This window comes from Ferruginibacter sp., from assembly GCF_049840995.1.
Classification (GTDB): Bacteria; Bacteroidota; Bacteroidia; order Chitinophagales; family Chitinophagaceae; genus Ferruginibacter.
In genome coordinates this window covers 203,775-224,983 of record NZ_JASGIP010000009.1, presented here as the reverse complement: position 1 = coordinate 224,983, position 21,209 = coordinate 203,775, and the positions used below count along the sequence as shown (strand labels likewise).

Sequence of the window (21,209 nt, the reverse complement as noted above, 5' to 3'; positions counted from 1 at the left end):
AAGTCTAAAATTAGTCACCAAAATATTTTTTATTTTTTCTGGCGCAGGTAACTGCCGGTCAATGCTGCAAAACCACCTACCAGTGCACCGATGGTAGCAGTTACAAAAATGAGTATGTAGGGATTGTTCATCTTTAATATAAGCATGGATATCCGCTGTACCAGTATATGACCATTGCTGCTGCTGATCCACAAACATAATCCACCCCATAATAAAAACAGGGCGCTGAAACCGGTAAGAAAAGCTTTGCCTGGCTTTTGCGGTATCACTGCAGCAACAGCAAACGCTGCTATGGCGATGCTCCACCAGGGTAAGAATAAACAAAGTGCAAATGCCAGTAATGCAGTTAATATAAGCGAGATAGTGAGTTTCATTTTTTGTTGGTTAATGCATGAAGTATTTTGATCGTTTTTATCATCCTTTGCCAAAGGTCATTACCGATTTAATGCGTTTATCTTTTTCTTCTCCTTTGGCCATTACCCATAAAGCGTAATATTTACCGGCAGCCCAGTAATCCACAAAGTTGTCGTAATATTTACTGCCGGGGTTACCGCTTTGCCCGCCGGGATATACACCAAACGCTTCTGTTTTTTGTGTAAGGCTCACCACCATGCGCCAGCTGGGTCCGTGATTTTCTTTGGTGGCATTGATATTATGCACGCCTCCCCCTATGGGTAAATTCAGCCTGCTGAATGCCGGTAGTTTTGCAAGATGATTGATATAAGTGCCCTTGTATTTTGCCCATTCCAGTTTTCCTTCCAGCTCTGCTTTTTTAAGTTGCAAAGTGGTTTTTTTAAATGCAGCAGTTACTTCATCTGCCAGTGTTTCTATGGCAGGTGTATTGATATCATCTAAATATTTATAAGCTGAATCTTTCAGCAAACCTTCCAGCAAGGTACTTTCAAAAGGATACTTGGTATTTTTCGGCGCTTTTGCAAATTCATCTGCATACACGGTATCCAATAAATTATTCCACCACCCTTCAAATACAGTAGCACCTTTTGAACCCACATCATTTTTCAGGTCCCATCCTTTCAAAATATCCTCGTATTTTTTTTCATCCGCATTCAGGTCATTCTCTTTAATACCTTTCATGAATAAAGGCAGGGTCCATTGTGCAAAAAGATTGTAATTATCTGTTTGCAATGCCATCATATCCTGTGCTGTGATATTGTTCATGGTGGCCAGGCGCTTATTGATCTCAATGCCGCGGTACAATGGAAAGTTTCTCCCTAAATAATAAGGATACGTATTATCATCCACCGGCTTTTGATTGGCACTGCTTACAAAACCACGTTCAGGATTATATTGATAAGGCACTTCATCCTGCGGTATCATTCCCTGCCACAAATAACTGGTATCAATACCCGGCATTACATAATCCCCCTGCCCTTTCCATTTTGCAGGCCAGTCGCCCTGTGTACGGATAGCAATATCACCATTCTTTGCAGCGAACAAACAGTTTTGTCCCGGTGTATGAAAATATACTGCTGCCGCCTGGTAATCGCTGTAATTTTTTGCACGGTCTATTAAATTAAAATATTTCAGTTCATTGCTCGGATCATGCGCCGTCCATCTTACCGCATAGTTCTTATTATTGGTGGTGCGGTTGCCACTGTAAGTTTTATCGAACATTACAGGGCACCAGTTATCGCCCAGCTGCACATAAGCAACAGGATCGATATAATCAGGTTTGCCTTTTATCTTAATAGTATCAGTTCTGAATTTTGTAGGATGATAACTGCCATTGAATAAATATTCTTTGCGGCTTTCGTCTTTAAAAGTTATTTCATAATAATCCCTCACATCCCTGCCGCCATTGGTTACACCAAATGCACAGCTGTCGTTAAAGCCAATGATCACGCCCGGTGAGCAGGGGAATGATACACCATAGGCATTAAAATCAGGCGTTGTGATCTGTATCTCGAACCAAAGAGATGGAAGATTTAACCCAAGGTGTGGATCATTACACAATATTGGTGCACCGCTTTGTGTTTTTTTACCGCTCACTGCCCAGTTGTTGCTGCCATTTTCCCTGTCAGGTTTTTGCATTTCGCTTACCACCACCTCCTGGTTATTTAAATAAGCTGAATCTCCTGCAGGTTCTTTTGGAAAAACTTTTTGTGTTGCAAATGCAGTTCCTTTAGGTATGATCGGGTCGAGTGAATCCTGTAAGGCGGGAAATAATTTTGCAAAATCATCCGCTTTAAAAAAGCTTCTTGCATTCGTCATTTCAAAATCATTTTCATGGCCTGCAAGATCCCACGACATCATCTTTAAGAACAGCGCTGTTTTATAATTGCTCCATTTTTCGGGTTTAAACCCCATCAGTTTATATTCCAGCGGTAAAGAGCTTGCTGTAAGCGTGGCAATATAAGCGTTCACACCTGCGGTATAGTTATCGCATTCTTTTTTTATCACGGGATCTTTATCCATTTCAGCAGCAGCAATTTCTGCAGCATAGGTCATACCCAGCCTTCTGAACTGGCGATCGAGTTCCAGCGCCTTATCACCCGCCAGTTCGCTTACCCTGCCGGAAGCAAGGCGTGTTTCCATTTCCATCTGCCATAAACGAAACTTGGCGTGCAAAAAGCCCTGCACGAAATAAGCATCATTTTCATCATCAGCAAAAATATGCGGCACCAGCCGGTCATCTAAATACACCGTTACCTTTCCATTCAGTTGGGGAAATTTAAGATCGGCAGCAAAATCCTCGTTCACACTTTCGGCATTTTGCCAAAAGCCATGTTGCGGGCTAAAAAAACTTCCGAAGGCAGGTGCTTCATTACCCCCAAGGGTAAGCCTGGTATTCAGTACAAATACCAACCCGGTAGTAATAACCGCACTTATTATAAAAGGAACTATTCTCATAAAGCAATTTTATTATCCCGTAAATTAAGTAAAAAAATCTATCCGCTAAAAATACCATAAACAGGTAATGCAAAAGCAGTTGCTGTTCAGAAAAATACAACTAAAAGGGTATTGTATTACAAGAGGAATAACGCCAATTTTGTGTGGTAATTATCTGTTGCAGCAAAAAATGATCAGTGAAGAAGAACGGATGATTTTTTCAATCAGACATCTTGAACAACGGGGCACTATCCGTATTCCCTGGGTACAGCAATAAAAAAACAAAAACTGTCTTTGTACGAAGGCAGTTTTTTATTTTTGCAACATGAAAGAAGAAACCATCGACGTTAAGAACATACTGGGCCTGCAGTTGCCTACCGATCCACGCTGGGTAAACCTGGCCGAAATGGAACTGGCAGAGATACTCACCGATCATGCATATTGCGAGCAGAAAGCTGCCACTACCTGTATATCATTGATACAACGTTACCCCGACCGGGTGGAAATGGTGGAAGAACTGGCGCCGATCGTTACAGAAGAATGGGGACATTTCCGGATGGTGCTGGCCGAACTGAAAAAAAGAAATTTACAACTCGGCAAACAACGTAAAGACGAATACGTGAACAAATTGCTGGAATTTCAGAAGAAAGACGGTAACGTGGAAGATCGTTTTTTAGACCGGCTATTAACAATGGCATTGATAGAAGCCCGCAGTTGCGAACGTTTTAAAAGATTAAGCGAAGGCCTCGATGATGCGTATATGCGTAATTTTTACCGCAAATTCATGGAGAGCGAGGCCGGTCATTATACTTTATTCATCAATCTTGCAGAGTTTTATTTACCGAAAGATAAAGTACGCAAACGCTGGAGCGAATGGCTGCAGTTTGAAAAAGAATTAATGAAGGAACTGGAAGTGAGGGGGGACAGGATACATTAGGATTGCCGATTTTAGATTTTAGATTTTTGGAGATCCGAAGAAGGCGGTTTCTTTGGAGAGGTCTAAATAGCTGAATCGGTTTTGCAGGTCTTTTATTTTGGCAAGATTGGTTTGTTGAAATTTTTGATGCGCTGCAGAATTGGCGTTGAATGGTTTATGATGGATAGCAGCATTGATCTCGTTTATTTCCTGCATCAGCTTTTGTGAAGGTTCGTCAATGCAGGTGGCAATAAATTTTTCCCACACATAATTAGTGGCTGCATAATTCGGATGCACCATATCTTCCGCATAAAAACGGTAATCCCGCAGATCATCTATCACCAGTTCGTAAGCAGGAAAGTAAAATACGTTTTGCATTGTATCTATTACCGTATGCACCGCATTGATCAGTGCAGCCTTGCTCCTGTTGTTCTCTACAAAGCCTTCCCTTAAATGCCTTACCGGGCTGATGGTGAAAATTATTTTTATGCCGGGATTGAATTGCTGTAGTACGGTAACCGTTTTGCTGATGATCGCTATTACTTCATCATTACTCAGCAACCGCCTGTTGAACCAATCGGCAGGCGCTTTATGATTATTGGCAGCAACATTTCCCTTTACTGCATTGACAGCCTTATCCGTTAATTCATATACCCATGCAGAGCCGTAAGTGATAATGAGATAATCCGTATTTTTTAAATAAAGATGTGCTTCGTGTGCAGCAGTATTGATCTTTGTTACTGCCTCATCAGCTGTAATGCCCGAAAAGCGGCTGTGGTGCTGCCAGCTATGGTAGGCTTCATTGAGGTAAAACAAGTCATTGTCATTAATAGTCGTATCATCCACATAATTTTCGATCGCTTCCTGCACACTTACGGGATTGAACAAAATACCATTGGGATTCTGCATTACGCTGAACTTGTGCGCTATTAATTTATCGCCGATATTTTCTGTAAAGCAACTGCCCATCAACAGCAACTGTTGACGATGATTGATCTTTTGAGCAAATGGTTTGGGAGAAAATTCCAAATGAAAATCCATGCCGCAAATTAAATAATTACACGCACTTAAATGAATATACCTGCGGCCAAGCGGCTGGCTTGCTGCAGTGCAGCATGATCGACACCGGTATTATAATGGGAAGCTTCAAAATAAGGTATCATCAGTTCCGTATCCATATTGCCCACCAGGTCGTCGCCAGCCATCGGGCAACCGCCAATGCCTTTTAATGCACCGTCAAAACGGGTGCAGCCGGCCTGCAACGCAGCAGCTGCTTTTTCTTGCCAGTTAATGGCAGTGGAATGCAGGTGCACACCGATTTCGGTGCCGGGCAAATGATCCACTAAATGTCTGGTGATGCTGCTTACCTGCTGCGCTGTGGCAAGGCCCACCGTATCAGCCAGCGAGATGATACTGATATCCATCTCCACCAGTTTTTTTACCCAGTTAAAAACAATGCCTTCATTATACGCATCGCCATAAGGATTGCCAAAGCCCATGGAAATATATACCACCAGTGTTTTTTTATTCTTCACACAAAGGTTCTGTATCTCCTCTACCCTGCCCAGTGATTCCTGTATAGTGGAATTGGTATTTCGTTTTTGAAAAGTTTCGGAAACAGAAAAAGGAAAACCTAAATAGCTGATCGCATCGTACGACACTGCATCCGCAGCACCGCGTTCATTGGCAACTATCGCCAGCAATTTTGAACGGCTGGTTGCTACCTCTAAATGCTTTACCACTTCGGCCGTATCAGCCATTTGCGGAATAGCTTTCGGCGAAACAAAACTGCCAAAATCTATCGTATCAAAACCAACCTTCAGTAACGCATTGATATAATCGATCTTTTTTTGCGTAGGAATAAAATGCGCCCATCCCTGCATCGCATCGCGGGGACATTCCACCAGTTTTATCGTATTCATTTTTTGCATGCCTGTACCCTTTCCCTTAATGCTTTAAAAAATCTGACCCGCTCTTTTTCTCCCGTGGCACTGATCATTACAGAGCGGCTTACAAGATTATTAAAATTATCAAATGTTTTTGCGGTGAATTTCTTATCGGTGGAACTGATGTATTTTAAAACAATATAGTTGATGAACGAAATGCGTTTGCCATCCAGTTCCACCATGATGCTGTTATTGCCCAGTATTATTTCGTTGATGTAAAATTTCAACGCCGCTTTATGACCAGCCTCTCCCACACCGGGTAAAAATTTTACGCCTTTTTCTGCCTGTTTTTGCAAATGCTGCAGCATGGCATCGCAACTGTCCACCACCGCATTCAGGTCTTCATTCGTTTCAAAAATTCCTGCATCACGGTAGTATGCTATCTGCAATATGGTACTGTTGATACTTTCGTAATTCCATATTTCCGAAGAGGGCATTTCGTTGTACAACTGTAATATTTTTTGCCCCATGCCAAAAGCTTCGGTAACATCATAGTTCTTTAAGCTGAATGTTTTTCCTTCGTATGCCGGGTTATTCAAAATACTCTTATCCCAGAAAAAAGCTTTGAATGCGGTCAGTTCTTTATAACAAAAAAAATGAAAGAAGGGAACATCTTTGCTCAGGTACAACATTTCCCGCTGGCCAAACTCACTGAATTGTGTGAATGCCTGTAATAAACCGGTAAGGTATTGTTTAAAATCATGTACCGTATCATTTGCTTCGGGATCAGTAAAAAGAATATTGTTACTCTTTAATTGCAGTACCTGGTCCATGGAAAGATCAAATCTTTCGCAGATCAGTTTCAATTCATCGAGTGTGATCGGCTTTTCGCCCCTGATGCGGCGGTACACACTATCGTAGCTGATATCCAGCAGATCGGCCAGGGCATCTGCCAGCGAAATATGCGAAGGAAGTCCCTCTTTGATGTAATTAAACAGTTCTTTTTGCAGGTTGGTTGCTGTCATTTCAAAATAAATTTACGGATTTTCCGTAATCCGTGCATTTTGTTTATTGAAACCTGCATTTCTCAAATACACATACGCCCTTTTTAAGCAACATTCCGTTTTACGCAACCAACCATAAACTCCGTTTAATAATATCCCGTAATCAGTGCTACCCTGTGCCATTTATCAATTATGAAACGCTTTTCTGTCATTTTAGTTTTACTCCACAATCAACCAGCGCATCATGAAAAAAATATTCTTATCAGCCGCCATACTGTTTTCGTTAACAGCAGCCGCACAGCAAACCAGGCATAATTTCTATATCACCGGTAAAGACAAGGGCTTTCATTTTTCTGCCGTAACCGTAAAATTCCAGGCATGGGTAAGTGATGTGTTCAATAAGAATTTTCATTTTTTAAATGTAAGCTCCGATGAAGAAGCAGTAACAAAAATAAAAGCCATCTTGCTTAAAGACAGTGGTATGATCGGCTCTATGTGGTTCGATAGTCATGGCCTGTACAAGCAGGGTTATTCTTCTTTCCATATCGGCAACAATGAGTTCAGTTATAAAAACATCCACGACAGCGCCACTACACAATGGCTGCAACAGTTAGATGCTTTTTGCGATGCCGGCACCAGCATTGGCATTGGCAGTTGTTATGGCGGCGCCACATTCGATTTTCCGGGCAACGATCTTGCACCTGCAGGAAGAATGAATGGTGATTCACTCATGATCGGCATTGGCAAACTATTCCCCTTAAGTAATATTTATGCCAGCGAAAGTTGGGTAATGAACAAGCCCGGCATATTCGGTGATAACTATGCTTTTGCCGGTTACCCCTGGGGTAAAAAATATAAAAAAGCGGTGTGGACGCCGGTATGGAATTATTTAGGCAGCTGGAAAAAATACAATTACACCGAAGGCCAGATGGTAAATGTGAATACTGTTGCGCTGGATAAAAAAGGCAATATCAATATCCGCAGCAGGAATTACCTGGACCTTGATAAAGGCAGACGCAAACAACAAAAGAATATTGCCAAACTGGAAGTCGCAGTAAATCATTCTTCCATCAGTAAAGAAAATTAAACCTATGTATATAAAAGTAAAAGCTAAAAAAAGATTGTACCTGCTTATTTTATTAAGTATTGTGCTATTGTAAATATTATCGTCTACCAGTTATCATGAGAAAAATAAGTTGTTACCACTGCCTTTTTATTGCGCTCTTAATTTTTACAGGGGCAATAAAAAGCATCGCACAGACCGATACTTCCTGGGTGTTAAAATTCAAAAAAAACCGGCATGTATTTAATCCCGGTAAAGATGATTACCTGCCGGGCAATAAAGGTTTTTACCTGTACGAGAACTGTGTGTACGACCTGGTATTGAAAAACGATATGGTATACAGCGCTCTTATTCTTTCCATAAAAAAAGACAGCATTGTATTTACAGATTATGTAAGCAGGGAAGAATTGGCAAAAGGCCATCAACGGCCTGATACATTGAGCATTGCTGCTTCCGCCATTAAAAAGATCCGTTTACTCGGCGACAGGATATTTGGTTTATACAGCAGTGTGCATTTAAGGAATTACAGGCATGAATTTTATAAAGACAGCGCTGCAAAAAGAATACCCATACGTATCTCAACAGACACCGTCGAATTTGTGCGCTACACTGCCACTCCTTATGTAACAGCACAAGGCATCGACATGCTCTTTGATATAGTGGATACTTTGCCCGGCAAGAAGATCGTTCCCGATCTTCCCAAAAATCCGGTAGTTGCAAAGCAGGATACCGTTTTGCGTAAAAGAAATTTCGCCTGGTTCCTGCCCTTTAATGCGCATGAGATAAATGGCCTTGCACTGGGGCTTCAAACCTGTAATATAAATGGCAAACCGGTAACCATCAGGGGAGTCAATATCAACGGGGATGTGTTGAGTATGTATATTACTATGTTCAGCTTTTTTCATGTGCTGGATGCAGCCAATGTGAACCTGCTGAACAATGTACCGGATACCGGCGGACTGGCCACCATTCAAGGCCTGGGAATAAGCTACGGCGGCATTGCTGATGGCAAAGACCTATCAGGTGTTTTTATTAACGGCGGTGTTTGCTACAGTAATCGTGTATCCGGCATCGTTATTACAGGAGGTTTTAATTATTTGAACCGGGTAAAGGGCCTTGCCATTGGCGGCATCAGGAATAATGCCATAAAATGCACGGGGCTGCAGATCGGCCTGATCAACTCCTGTAAATATTTAAAAGGATTACAAATAGGTTTATGGAATGTGAACAGCAAAAGAAAACTACCCCTCATCAACTGGGGCACTTAGGCTGTGCGTTGTTTCATTACTTCATACAATATTATCCCTGTGGCAACTGACACATTCAGGCTTTCGAAATCCCCGGTCATGGGGATTTTGAATTGCTCATCGCATATCTTCATCAGTGCGGGATAAATACCTTTATCCTCGCTGCCCATCACAATGGCAGCAGGCCCGCTGAAATCCGTTGCAGCGATATCTTTAGCGGCAGTCATTTCGCTTGCAAAAACCTTGATGCCGTTCAGGTGCAGTTCATCCACTGCTTTCATCAGGCTGTTCACACGGCATACAGGCAATTGTTCCAAAGCGCCTGCAGAGGTAGTAATAGCATCTTCATTCAAAGCCCCCACTCCTTTATCAGGAATGATGATGGCATTCACGCCAAAGCAAAAAGCGCTTCTTGCAATACCGCCGATATTGCGGATATCAGTGATGCCATCCAGTATCAGGAACAAAGGTGTTTCTCCCTTATCCACTACAAATGAAATGATATCCTGCAGGTTTTGGTATTGTATCTTGGAAATAAGTGCAATGCAGCCTTCGTGGTTGCTTACATTAAAATTGTTGAGTTTCTCTACCGGCACTTTATTGATGGGCACCTGGTGTTTTTCTGCCAGTCTTTTTATTTCATCTATCACTTCACCATGCACCGTTGCCTGCATATAGATACGCTCCAGGTGTTTACCATTCTGCATGGCATCAATAACTGCTTTGCGGCCTATGATAAGGCTGCTCTTTTTGGGGCGCTGGTGTTGGTGTTTAAAATTTCTCACAATTCAAAATTAAGTAATAGGACCGGGATTTACCGGATTAAATGATTTGCCTGATGCGTAAGCAAAAAGCCATTCTTTTTAAGAATGGCTTTTTGCAGATCTTTATAAATAGCCTTCAGATTATTTCAATCCAAATGCTTTTTTCACTTCTTTAACTGCATCCAGTTTTTCCCAGGTAAACAGTTCCACTTTTTTCTTTACGGCTTTACCATCTGGTGAAGTAAATGTTTTTTCCACTACTTCGTTCTTGCGGCCCATGTGCCCGTAAGCAGCAGTTTCGCTGTACATAGGGTTACGCAGTTTCAGGCGCTGTTCAATAAAGTAAGGGCGCATGTCGAAGCATGGCATCTTCATTATTTTTTCAGCGATCTGTCCATCGGTCAGTTCTACTTTGGCAGTACCATAAGTTACCACGTTGATAGAAGTTGGTTCAGCAACACCAATGGCATAAGATACCTGTACCAGTACTTCACTGCACAAACCGGCAGCTACCAGGTTTTTTGCAATGTGGCGGGTTGCGTAAGCCGCACTCCTGTCTACTTTACTTGGATCTTTACCACTGAAAGCGCCACCACCGTGAGCACCTTTACCACCATAAGTATCCACAATGATCTTACGGCCTGTTAAACCGGTATCACCGTGCGGACCACCGATCACGAATTTACCCGTTGGGTTTACGTGGTACTTGATCTTGTTATTGAACAGGTGGGCATATTTTGGATATTTTGCCTTCACCCTTGGTATCAGTATGTTGATGATATCTTTTTTGATCTTCGCCAGCATCGCATCATCTTTACCAAAATCATCATGCTGTGTAGACACAACGATCGCATCGATCCTTACAGGAACATTATTGTCATCATATTCCAGTGTAACCTGGCTCTTGGCATCAGGGCGCAGGTATTTAATGGCTTTGTTCTCTCTCCTTAAAGCAGCCAGTTCTTCCAGTAATTTATGGGCAAGATTCAATGCCAGCGGCATGTAATCTTCTGTTTCGTTAGTAGCGTATCCAAACATCATACCCTGGTCGCCTGCACCCTGTTCTTCTTTCTTCTTCCTGTCCACGCCCTGGTTGATATCGCCTGATTGTTCATGAATGGCAGATAAGATACCGCAGCTGTTTGCTTCAAACATGTACTCGCTCTTTGTGTATCCTATTTTACGGATCACACCACGAGCAATTTCCTGCACATCCAGGTAAGCTTTACTTTTTACTTCACCTGCAAGTACCACCTGCCCGGTTGTAACCAATGTTTCGCAGGCAACTTTACTATTGGCATCAAAAGCCAAAAAGTTATCAATTAAAGCATCACTGATCTGGTCAGCAACTTTATCAGGGTGTCCTTCACTTACAGACTCTGATGTAAATAAATACGGCATATTGTTTTTTTTAAGATTGCAAAGATAAGGGTGTAGTAATTAAACAACAAAGTCCTCTTGCATTAAAGAGGACTTTATTCACTTATCTGAATAAAATTATTTTAAATCTTGGAGTAAACGATGCGCAACCTCATTTTATAATTGGCATTGGTACCACCGCCTACCTTTACCCTGCCCGCCGCCAGCTTGTTATTATAGATGAATACATCGGTGGCGTATTGCGAATACGAGAAATCATAGGGGGCAAATAACCGCAGGTTGTAATTGGGCGTGTGCTTGGTTACGATCTGCTGTACATAACGGGTAATATTGATATTGTAATACTTGATCGGGTTGCCGAAAGCATCATTCTTATCCCTTACAAAACCGCCGAAATAACCAAAGTCCGGGCCGCCTGACGGATAGAAGATGGTAGACTGTACAAAATCAGGATCATAACCTGTATTCGGGTTCAGATCGAAGTACAATGGCTTCCATTTATTGGTAGCCCCGGTATCTTTCAGATCGACATATAAAAAGTTAGGCGCTGAAAAGATGCCGTCAAAAAGCGGGTTCGTAGGTATCTGTTCTACTATCAGCTCGGCACGATGTACAATACGGTTAGATAAAGTGGAAAGCGCCGGTATACTTAAATTGGCATAAGTGCCCGGAGAGGTTTGCAGGTAGATCTCACCCGGTAAAGGATTAGATACCTGTGCAGGCCGGTTGCGCACAATATGATCGGCAGTGGATGAAGGCGGTACAACATCTACTGTTGAAGTAGTTATCTTTAAAGCGGTATAACTGGTATCTGTTACCCCGGAAGTATTCTTACGCCTGTAATGTATCTCCAGTTTGGAAGAAGTATCGGTAAGGTTGGTATAGATCAGCCCGTTACCGCTACCGCCTGCAACAATGCCCAGCCCGTTCTGAAACACCCTGAAAAGAGAATCCGATTTGAACGCATCATTATGCAAAGTATCCCTCGTGAATAATGCATTGGCAAAACTACTGTTCAGTTTTATCCTTATCTGGTTCTTCACCGAATCTTTACCGTTGGTATATTTAATATAATTACCCAGTGTTCTTACATCAACTAAAGCAGTACCGATGGCACCGCCGGTAAGCGTGGGCGCAAAATTCACTGTTTTGCCCTGGTAAACAGAATCCCAAAGACCTCCGGTGTTATTCTGTACTTCAAACACCTGCAATTGCACCGGTACAGAAGTATCGCCCCAGAAACCTTTATAGCTAAGGCATAACACCACTGAGTCAAAACCTACAATGGTATCGCCGGCATTACCGTAATAAAATGGGAAAAAGCCCGGTTTGAACTGGGCAAAAACATCCGCCTGGGTTGTTCCAAACAAAGGATCGTTGGTGATATGGCCCAGCACCTGGTCGTCGGTATTGTAAACCTTGGTGGTATCAGCAAAAACGCCTTGCGTAGTGGTAATGGAAAGTACGGTATCAAAGGTGGATACATTGTCCACCGCCGGCAAAAGATCACTGCCAATATCTGTTGTGTCTAATTTGCTGCAACCTGCAATAACTAAAGAAAATAAAAAGGCGATAAAAGTAAGCGGCAGAATACGTTTTTGCACAAGCGTAAATTTATAAAAATGGTTAGTTTTTTTATTTGGCAAGGTCGGTATATAATTGCAAATAGTCTGTTAAATCGCCCTCTTCATTATACTTAATGACCTTTTTACCCTTAACCTTGGAAAATTCTTCTACCAGTTTTTTATCGGCTTTATCAGTACCAAAAGTTACGGCATCTGCAAACGCAGCGCCGCCACGGAACATAGCTGTATTATTAGCATCCTTGAAAGGTTCCAGCTCCTTCTTGGTTACATGATCGTTGATTGTTGCAAGCTTTAAAAAGTCAGCGCCCAGTTTTTCTTTAAAGGTATTTTCGCCAATGGTATACACCACTTTGCAATTACCGAAAACAGGTTCTTTTTTATACGCATTCTTTATGAACATGGGGATCAGGCCGGTCATCCAGCCGCTGCAGTGAATGATATCAGGAGGCCAGCCGAATTTTTTCACGGTCTCCAAAGCGCCCTTGCAAAACAGTACGGTCCTCAATCCATTATCATCAAACCATTTGTCCTTATCATCTACAAAAACAGATTTGCGCTTAAAAAAATCTTCATTATCCAAAAAGTAGATCTGCAGCCTGGCATTGGGCAGCGAAGCCACTTTGATCATCAGGGGATAATCATCATTATCAATGGATACATTAATACCCGATAAGCGAACAACCTCGTGCAGCCTATGTCTCCTCTCGTTAATAGTCCCGAAACGGGGCATGATGCACCTTACTTCCATACCGCTGTCATTGGATTTAACAGCCAGTTTATTCACAATCTCAGCAAAATCTGTAAGTTCAAGGTAAGGCGACATTTCATTAGCAATGAATAAAATTCTTTTCTTTGTTGACATTTTTGCGCTGTATTAGTGGCCCCTTAAATTTAAAAGGAGTGCAAAAGTACGATTTTTTTTGTGAAATTGAGATTCCAAGGGCATTTGAGCCCTAAATGTTATTAAATTATGATACTATATAAGCAAATTTCAGCTCTCAAGGCTTTCATCAGCCAAAACAAACAGGAAGGTAACAGTATTGGCTTTGTACCCACTATGGGCGCATTGCACAATGGACACATTTCTTTAATATCTAACTGCAAAAGTCAGAATCAAATAACGGTTTGCAGCATCTTTGTAAACCCATCGCAGTTTAACGACCCGAAGGATTTTGAGAAATACCCCGTTACACTGGAAAAAGACATTGACATGCTGGAAAAGAATGGTTGCGATGTGCTTTTCCTGCCCTCAGTAAACGAGATCTACCCCAACGGGTTCAGCAACCCGCCCCATTACGACCTGGGCTACCTGGAAACCGTGCTGGAAGGCCAATACCGGCCCGGCCATTTCCAGGGGGTGTGCCAGGTGGTGCATCGCCTGCTGGATATTGTACAACCGCATAATTTATATCTTGGCCAGAAAGATTATCAGCAATGTATGGTAATAAAAAAACTGGTAGAACTTACAAAGATGGAAGTGCAGGTTGTAATAAACCCAACGCTGCGGGAAGCAGACGGATTGGCCATGAGCAGCCGTAATATGCGCCTCAGCGAAAAAGAAAGACAGCAGGCGGTAAGAATATCCGAAACACTTTTATTTATACAACAACACATAAAACCAGGCTTTACCGGCGATCTTAAACAAAGGGCCGTACAATATTTAACAGCCGAAGGCTTTAAAGTGGATTATGTAGAAATAGCCACTGCCGCTTCGCTGGAAATTATTGATAGCTGGGACGGTAACACGCCGCTGGTGGCATTGGCAGCAGCTTATTTAAATGAAGTGCGCCTGATAGATAATATGCTTTTGAACTAAAATAATTATTACCATTTCATATTTCAGTTGTATTTAATAATCTATTCGTAATTTTAGCGGGTATGCAAAAAAGGTTACTCTCATTTATTAAATACGCATTTTTTCTTGGCCTTGGTATCTTTTTAGTATGGTGGAGTCTTCATAAAATGAGTGAGGACAATTACCAGAAATTTTTAACCTCCTTACAAACCGCCAATTATTACCTGCTCATCCCCGTATTCTTTATCCTGGCAGCAAGCCATGTAAGCCGTGCCATCCGGTGGAAGATACTGATGAAATCGCTGGGCTATGCACCCAAACTCAGCAATACCTTTTGCGCCGTAATGGTGGGCTACCTGGCCAACTTTGCCGTGCCCCGCTTAGGAGAAGTATTAAAATGTACCATACTGGCACGCTACGAAAAAGTACCCGCCGATAAATTAGTGGGTACCATCATTGTGGAAAGAGCGGTAGATGTATTGTCTTTTTTGATCGTGATACTTATCTCCCTGCTTACCCAGGCCCATATAGTGGGTGAATATGCAAAGAACTTTTTCAATACTTATATACTCAGCAAAGACACTACCATGGCTGCTATAAAAATTGCAGTGATCGTGATAGTATTGGTGGCCGGATTTTTTACAGCGAGATATGTATTTAAAAAATACAGCCATATACAGTTCATCCAGAAACTGCGGGGCATCTTTAATAATATCATCGAAGGATTATTAAGTATCCGTAACCTGCCCAACAAATGGTCATTTATCTTTCACAGTGTTTTTATCTGGGCCTGTTACCTTGCCGGTACCTATGTTGGTTTTTTTGCTATTAAAGAAACCAGCGTATTGCCTGTGCTGGCTGCTTTTCCTGTATTGGTATTTGGCACCGTTGCCACTATGATAACACCCGGCGGCATTGGCTCCTATCCCGAACTGGTGATGAAATCGATGTTGCTGTACAGCATTCCCGAAGCTTTTGGGGCTGCCAACGGCTGGCTGCAATGGTCGGCGCAATTCATCATTATACTGGTGATGGGTTTTGTATGTTTATTGATATTGCCTTACTTAAATAAGCCCAAGCATGAGATCAGTACAGTCAATTCCTGATAAGATCTTTACAGGCGAAACACTGCAGGCACAATTAAAACGCTGGCGGTTGCTGAACAAAAAGATCGTTTTTACCAATGGCGTATTTGATATACTGCACGAAGGGCATATTGCATCTTTGAGCGAAGCAGCCAGTCATGGTAATATTTTAATTGTGGGTGTAAATGCAGATGCTTCTGTAAAAAGATTAAAAGGCGAAAGCCGGCCGGTAAATGGGCAAAATTCCAGGGCATTGGTACTCGCCTCACTGGTAATGACGGATGCAGTGATCATTTTTGAAGAAGATACTCCTTATAATTTAATTACAGCAGTAATGCCCGATGTACTGGTTAAAGGCGGCGATTATACTATTGATACGATCGTTGGCGCCAAAGAAGTAATTGCCAATGGCGGCCAGGTGGTGATAGCGCCTATACTAGAAGGCTTTTCCACTACTTCCATCATTGAGCGCATGAAGCAGCCATAAAAATTAACACAACAAAACGCCGGTCTTTATTGTTCTTGCAAAAATTCACCTTAACTTAATACATGGTTTATGATTTAGTTAAGTCAGTCAATTTAATTTCATGCCACTAAAAAAACTTTGTGCCTAAGCAAAAAACAATTGTAAGAGATATAAGCTGGCTATCGTTCAACCGCCGTGTATTGCAGGAAGCCGCCGATGATACAGTGCCGCTCCGCGAACGCATCAAATTCCTGGGTATATTTTCCAGCAACCTCGATGAATTTTTCCGGGTACGTGTGGCCACACTTAATCGTATGATAGCCCTGGGCGAAAAAGGCAAGATGCACCTGGAGATCAATCCCCGCCTGATACTGGAAGAGATACAGGAAAAAGTGCTGGAGCAGCAAAAAGAATTTGAAAGGATATGGAACGAGATACTGCGGGAATTAAAAAAAGAAAAGATATTCCTGATATCCGAAACAAAACTCAACAGGCTGCAGCAAAAATTTGTACTGGATTATTTTAATGACGAGATACGCAGCAATATTGTGCCCCTGATGCTGGAAAGCATCAGCGAGTTCCCGGTACTGAATGACAAATCTATCTACCTGGCCTGTACGCTTTCTAAAAAAGACAAGACGATTGCCAAAAAATTTGCGTTGGTATCTGTGCCTGCAAGGCGACTGCCCAGGTTTTTGATATTGCCTTCCAATCAAAATGAAAAACACATCATCCTGCTGGAAGACGTGATCCGTTTTTGCCTGCCTAATATTTTTTCTTTCTTTGGTTACGACACTTTTTCTGCGGCCATCATAAAAGTTACCCGTGATGCAGAGATCGACATTGACAATGATGTATCCACCTCGCTGATACAAAAAATTGAGAAGGGACTGAAGAACCGTAAAAAAGGAAAGACGGTGCGTTTTGTATACGATAAAGATATTGACGCTTCCTTACTCGCTTACCTGGTAAAACGTTTGGGACTTACCCACAAAGACAACCTGATACCCGGTGGCCGTATCCATAACTTTAAGGACTTTATGAATTTTCCTGAATCGGTGTTTGAAAAAAAGAACCCCAGGAAAAAACCTTTTGCACACCCCGCATTGAAGAATGCGCCCCGTATCACGGATGTGGTATTGCAAAAAGATGTGCTGCTGAATTTTCCCTATCACAGTTTCGACAGCGTGATAGACCTTTTACGTGAAGCCGCCATTGATCCCGATGTAGTCAGCATCAAGATAACCTGCTACCGGTTAGCATCCCGTTCTAAAATAATCAATGCACTCACCAACGCAGTACGCAATGGCAAGCATGTAACGGCTGTATTGGAACTGCGGGCAAGATTTGATGAAGAAGCGAACCTGGAATGGAAAGTAGAACTGGAAGAAGCCGGTGTAAAAGTACTGATAGGCGTACCCGATATGAAAGTGCACGCCAAAATGTGCCTTATTAAAAAAATGGTGCAGGGCAAACCATTGTTATATGGTTTTGTAAGCACGGGCAATATGAACGAACAGACATCGAGGATATACAGCGATCATTGTTTGCTTACTGCCGAAAAAAATATCATGGCCGATGTAAACCGCATCTTTCATTACCTGGAACAACCGAAAATGCGGCCGCATTTTTTAAGGGCCTGCAAAACACTCATCGTTAGTCCCGCCGGCATGCGCAGCCAGCTGATGCAGCTGATACAAAAAGAAATTGATGCCGCTAAAGCGAAAAAACCGGCAGCCATCTTTTTAAAATTGAATTCGCTGAGCGACGAGATACTGATAGAAAAATTATATGAAGCAGCCAAGTCGGGTGTTATCATCAACATGGTGGTGAGAGGTATATTCTGTATGTTGACGCAGAATAATAAATTCAAAGATGTATATGCCATCAGTATTGTGGACGAATACCTGGAGCATGCAAGGGTGATGATCTTCACAATGCCGGCAAAGAAAAAGTATTTATCTCCAGCGCCGACTGGATGGTACGGAACATCGATCACCGTATTGAAGTAGCCTGCCCGGTATTTGAAAAAAGCATCAAGCAGGAATTAAAAGAGATCATGCAGATACAGCTCAATGATAATATCAAGGCAAGGATACTGGACAATGCACTCAGCAACCAATATGTAAATCCACGCAATACCCGCAAAGTGCGCAGCCAGCTGGAAACTTATAATTACCTGCACCGCAGAGCCACCAATAGTTAATTATCCACATAAAAAAAATGGCAGTTTGTAGTTGGCAATTGCCAGTTACATTTGTTGTGATGAAATTAGCAGCAATTGATATTGGCAGTAACGCAGCAAGACTTTTAATTGCTGAGGTGACGACGGATGAAAAAAAAATCCCTTCTTTCAATAAGCTTAACCTGGTAAGGGTGCCGCTGCGCCTGGGTTTTGATGTGTTTGAAAACGGCGAGATCTCCAAACAAAGGATCGGCATGGTATTGCAAACCATGAAGGCTTACAAACACCTGATGAATGCTTACGGTGTGGATCATTTAAAAGCCTGCGCCACCAGCGCCATGCGGGATGCAAAGAATGCTGCAGACATCATCCGCAAAATAAAACTGGAGACCGGTATTTCCATCGAAGTGATCAGTGGCGATACGGAGGCCAACCTGGTGTACGAGAATCATGTGGCAGAGAACATGGATAAAGACCACAGTTATCTTTACATTGATGTGGGTGGTGGCAGTACCGAATTATCTTTTTTCAGCAATGGCAAACTCATCTATAAAAAATCCTTCAATATCGGCACCATACGTTTATTAAAGAACATGGTAAAGGAATGGCAATGGGACGAAATGAAAGATGCGTTGAAGAATGTGACCCGTGGTCATAAAGAAGTAGTGGCTATTGGTAGTGGTGGAAATATCAATAAAGTATTCAGCATGAGTAAACGAAAAGACGGTAAACCATTGCCGCTGGAATTGCTGAAGGATTATTACAAAGAGTTGAGCAATGTTACACTGGAAGAAAGGATCAGCCGATATGGCCTACGCGAAGACCGTGCCGATGTGATCGTACCTGCGCTGCAGATATATACCAATGCCATGCGCTGGACGGATGCGCAGGAAATTTATGTACCCAAGATCGGTTTGGTGGATGGATTGATACGGCATTTGTGGGATGAAGTAAAGTAGGATTGTAGATTTTAGATTTCAGATTGTAGATTTAACATTTTATGGGATACTATTTTGCGGCAGAGGGTCGTTAAACTACAAGCACCAAACTATAAAAAATGAGGACCTCGATAATACTGCTTTGCCTTTTATGCAACCAGGCAATGGCCCAGCAAATTCCCTCCCCTACACAATTCGATAAATTTATCAACCAGCCATCAATTGAATGGGCTGCATACGTGAATGACACGGTTGATTTTGAAAAAACAGGTTTCAATAAATTACTGACCGATCGCTTCGGAAAAAAAGAGATCAAAGCAACCAGGGCATTATACCATGGAAGTACGACGACCGATCCTCTTGAATATCTTTCCAAGCGATCTATCGACAGTAATATACTATACGCATGGCCACATAGCATGATGCTGTTTGATTCTGTTGGTAATGCAATAGCAACAACTGAAACTGTAAAACCTTACACCATTGATTTTTCCGCCTTTCCCATTACAGATGTTACACAGATAATTTTTATTGAGAACGGTCAATTAAAAACTTATGTGCCATGGGTGTCACCTAAAGTAATACCCCTGGTAACAGGCTCCGGCATTTACCTTGGTATCGGCAATTACTTTTCTTCCTGCTTTAATTTTAAATACAATTTCCAGCCCGCTGCGCAGGATAAAATAGCCCTCTTATCACACACACGCAAAACAATATCACTTGACAGTATTCCTGCAGACGACCAACTCAAAGAATTATATGGACGCAATTTATTGTCATCCTTATGGCCTTATATCATGAAGGACAAGTTTGCTGTTTACCTCGTTAAAAACAATAAAAAAATAAAAGCAGTTGATCTCAATACCGACATTGTTGATGAACTGAAAATAGCAGTACAGGTATATGATTCCGTGGGAAATTCAACTACTAAAATATTCAACGAGCCATTATCTCCCAAACAATTTGCTGCTGTGCAATTAGAACAGGACTGGTACTATGACCATACAAAAAATATCGTTTTCAGTAAGATCAAGGCAGGCTATTTATACCTCAAAAGCCCCGACGCTATAGAAGATGGTAAAAATACTGCCCCTGTTTTAAAAATAGTTTTCAATTAAAATTCTTTCCTACTTTTACAGCCGCGATAATCATCCCGGACTTGTTTATTCTAATGCAGAGCCTGCTCCACTTCGCCATCTTTTAATGATTTAATTAAAACTTATGACAGCAGCAGCACTTAAAGAAGTAAAGAAAGTTACCACCAATACGCTTCAAAAAATGAAAGCCGCCGGGGAAAAGATCTCCATGATCACGGCCTATGATTTTTCCTTTGCCACCATTTTTGATGCCGCCGGTATCGATATCATTTTAGTGGGCGACAGCGCCAGTAATGTAATGGCCGGACATATCACCACCCTGCCCATTACTTTGGATCAAATGATCTATCATGCGCAAAGCGTGGTAAGGGCCCGGGAAAGAAGCCTGATCGTTTGTGATATTCCTTTCGGGTATTATCAATCCAATTCGGATATAGCCCTGGCATCGGCCATTCGCATTATGAAGGAAAGCGGCGCCAACACCGTAAAGTTGGAAGGCGGTGAAGAAATACTCGATTCAGTAAAAAAAATAGTGAGCGCCGGTATACCCGTGATGGGGCACCTTGGATTAACGCCACAGTCCATCAATAAGTTCGGCACTTACGTAGTGAGGGCCACTGAAGAACAGGAAGCTGCTAAACTCAGAAAGGATGCCTTATTATTACAGGAAGCAGGTTGCTTTGGCATAGTGCTGGAAAAAATTCCCGCTGCCCTTGCAAAAGAAGTCACCGAAAGCCTGAGCATACCTACCATTGGTATCGGTGCCGGTGGCTATTGCGATGGACAGGTATTGGTAATGCACGATATGCTGGGCATCAATACAGAATTCAAACCGCGTTTTTTAAGGCAATACCTCAACCTGAACGAACAGGTTACAAATGCCGTGCAGCAATATATACACGATATTAAAAGCAAGGATTTTCCGAATGAAGCGGAACAGTATTAAC

Annotated in this window: 21 protein-coding genes; 12 read left to right on the top strand and 9 right to left on the bottom strand. The window is 42.1% G+C overall.

The annotated features are described in order from the left end of the window. Window positions 1-29 precede the first annotated feature (29 nt). Entirely contained in the window at window positions 30-374 is a 345-nt protein-coding gene (locus QM738_RS25385) for a hypothetical protein (RefSeq protein WP_462279586.1), read from the bottom strand. Between the two features lie 40 nt (window positions 375-414). Then, a complete protein-coding gene (locus QM738_RS25380; RefSeq protein WP_462279585.1) occupies window positions 415-2,871 on the bottom strand; it encodes a penicillin acylase family protein in 2,457 nt (818 codons plus the stop codon). 67 nt (window positions 2,872-2,938) lie between these two features. On the opposite strand from QM738_RS25380, the gene QM738_RS25375 reads away from it, so the two are divergent. Both QM738_RS25375 and QM738_RS25370 read left to right on the top strand, forming a co-directional pair. Beyond that, window positions 2,939-3,127, top strand: a complete 189-nt coding sequence (locus tag QM738_RS25375) for a hypothetical protein (RefSeq protein ID WP_462279584.1) — start codon at window positions 2,939-2,941, stop codon at window positions 3,125-3,127. Between the two features lie 48 nt (window positions 3,128-3,175). Further along, window positions 3,176-3,787 carry a MiaE family protein gene (locus QM738_RS25370; protein WP_462279583.1) on the top strand — a complete coding sequence of 204 codons (612 nt, stop codon included), beginning with the start codon at window positions 3,176-3,178 and terminating at the stop codon, window positions 3,785-3,787. 18 nt (window positions 3,788-3,805) lie between these two features. Here the strand turns inward: QM738_RS25370 and QM738_RS25365 are convergent, their stop codons facing one another. From QM738_RS25365 to QM738_RS25355, 3 genes are read right to left on the bottom strand one after another with little or no spacing between them, the layout of a single operon-like run. Beyond that, window positions 3,806-4,807, bottom strand: a complete 1,002-nt coding sequence (locus QM738_RS25365) for a GSCFA domain-containing protein (RefSeq protein WP_462279582.1) — start codon at window positions 4,805-4,807, stop codon at window positions 3,806-3,808. Window positions 4,808-4,833: 26 nt separating this feature from the next. After that, window positions 4,834-5,688, bottom strand: coding sequence for a hydroxymethylglutaryl-CoA lyase (locus tag QM738_RS25360; RefSeq protein WP_462279581.1), 855 nt, complete (start codon window positions 5,686-5,688; stop codon window positions 4,834-4,836). Then, window positions 5,685-6,677 (bottom strand): helix-turn-helix domain-containing protein, encoded by a 993-nt coding sequence (locus tag QM738_RS25355; protein WP_462279580.1) that lies wholly within the window; start codon window positions 6,675-6,677, stop codon window positions 5,685-5,687. Before QM738_RS25355 ends, QM738_RS25360 begins: the two co-directional genes overlap by 4 nt. Window positions 6,678-6,900: 223 nt before the next feature. Here QM738_RS25355 and QM738_RS25350 point away from each other — a divergent pair, with 223 nt between their 5' ends. After that, complete coding sequence (locus QM738_RS25350) at window positions 6,901-7,743, top strand: hypothetical protein (RefSeq protein WP_462279579.1); 843 nt, start codon at window positions 6,901-6,903, stop codon at window positions 7,741-7,743. Between the two features lie 95 nt (window positions 7,744-7,838). Next, a complete protein-coding gene (locus QM738_RS25345; protein ID WP_462279578.1) occupies window positions 7,839-8,987 on the top strand; it encodes an LA_2272 family surface repeat-containing protein in 1,149 nt (382 codons plus the stop codon). Here QM738_RS25345 and rlmB read toward each other — a convergent pair. The 4 genes from rlmB to QM738_RS25325 all read right to left on the bottom strand — a co-directional run bounded on the left by rlmB (window position 8,984) and on the right by QM738_RS25325 (window position 13,558). Next, window positions 8,984-9,751 (bottom strand): 23S rRNA (guanosine(2251)-2'-O)-methyltransferase RlmB, encoded by a 768-nt coding sequence (gene rlmB / locus QM738_RS25340; RefSeq protein WP_462279577.1) that lies wholly within the window; start codon window positions 9,749-9,751, stop codon window positions 8,984-8,986. The two genes, QM738_RS25345 and rlmB, sit on opposite strands and share 4 nt — an antisense overlap. Window positions 9,752-9,871: 120 nt before the next feature. After that, the gene (gene metK, locus QM738_RS25335; protein ID WP_462279576.1) at window positions 9,872-11,131 is read right to left on the bottom strand and encodes a methionine adenosyltransferase; all 1,260 of its coding nucleotides are present in this window, start codon (window positions 11,129-11,131) and stop codon (window positions 9,872-9,874) included. Between the two features lie 101 nt (window positions 11,132-11,232). Continuing rightward, window positions 11,233-12,714 carry a DUF4270 family protein gene (locus tag QM738_RS25330; protein ID WP_462279575.1) on the bottom strand — a complete coding sequence of 494 codons (1,482 nt, stop codon included), beginning with the start codon at window positions 12,712-12,714 and terminating at the stop codon, window positions 11,233-11,235. A 31-nt stretch (window positions 12,715-12,745) separates the two neighbouring features. Continuing rightward, entirely contained in the window at window positions 12,746-13,558 is an 813-nt protein-coding gene (locus QM738_RS25325; protein WP_462279574.1) for a glycogen/starch synthase, read from the bottom strand. Between the two features lie 108 nt (window positions 13,559-13,666). Here QM738_RS25325 and panC point away from each other — a divergent pair, with 108 nt between their 5' ends. From panC to panB, 8 genes are all read left to right on the top strand, one after another. Beyond that, entirely contained in the window at window positions 13,667-14,512 is an 846-nt protein-coding gene (gene panC / locus QM738_RS25320) for a pantoate--beta-alanine ligase (RefSeq protein ID WP_462279573.1), read from the top strand. Between the two features lie 62 nt (window positions 14,513-14,574). Continuing rightward, window positions 14,575-15,597, top strand: a complete 1,023-nt coding sequence (locus tag QM738_RS25315; protein WP_462279572.1) for a lysylphosphatidylglycerol synthase transmembrane domain-containing protein — start codon at window positions 14,575-14,577, stop codon at window positions 15,595-15,597. Further along, entirely contained in the window at window positions 15,572-16,063 is a 492-nt protein-coding gene (rfaE2, locus tag QM738_RS25310) for a D-glycero-beta-D-manno-heptose 1-phosphate adenylyltransferase (RefSeq protein WP_462279571.1), read from the top strand. Before QM738_RS25315 ends, rfaE2 begins: the two co-directional genes overlap by 26 nt. A 119-nt stretch (window positions 16,064-16,182) precedes the next feature. Next, the gene (gene ppk1, locus QM738_RS25305; protein ID WP_462279570.1) at window positions 16,183-18,054 is read left to right on the top strand and encodes a polyphosphate kinase 1; all 1,872 of its coding nucleotides are present in this window, start codon (window positions 16,183-16,185) and stop codon (window positions 18,052-18,054) included. Continuing rightward, window positions 18,021-18,248 (top strand): hypothetical protein, encoded by a 228-nt coding sequence (locus QM738_RS25300; RefSeq protein WP_462279569.1) that lies wholly within the window; start codon window positions 18,021-18,023, stop codon window positions 18,246-18,248. The genes ppk1 and QM738_RS25300 overlap by 34 nt, the downstream gene beginning before the upstream one ends. A gap of 59 nt (window positions 18,249-18,307) precedes the next feature. After that, the gene (locus tag QM738_RS25295) at window positions 18,308-19,186 is read left to right on the top strand and encodes a Ppx/GppA phosphatase family protein (RefSeq protein ID WP_462279568.1); all 879 of its coding nucleotides are present in this window, start codon (window positions 18,308-18,310) and stop codon (window positions 19,184-19,186) included. Window positions 19,187-19,284: 98 nt separating this feature from the next. Next, the gene (locus QM738_RS25290) at window positions 19,285-20,283 is read left to right on the top strand and encodes a hypothetical protein (protein ID WP_462279567.1); all 999 of its coding nucleotides are present in this window, start codon (window positions 19,285-19,287) and stop codon (window positions 20,281-20,283) included. Window positions 20,284-20,386: 103 nt separating this feature from the next. After that, a complete protein-coding gene (gene panB, locus QM738_RS25285) occupies window positions 20,387-21,208 on the top strand; it encodes a 3-methyl-2-oxobutanoate hydroxymethyltransferase (protein ID WP_462279566.1) in 822 nt (273 codons plus the stop codon). The last annotated feature ends 1 nt before the right edge of the window (window position 21,209 follow it).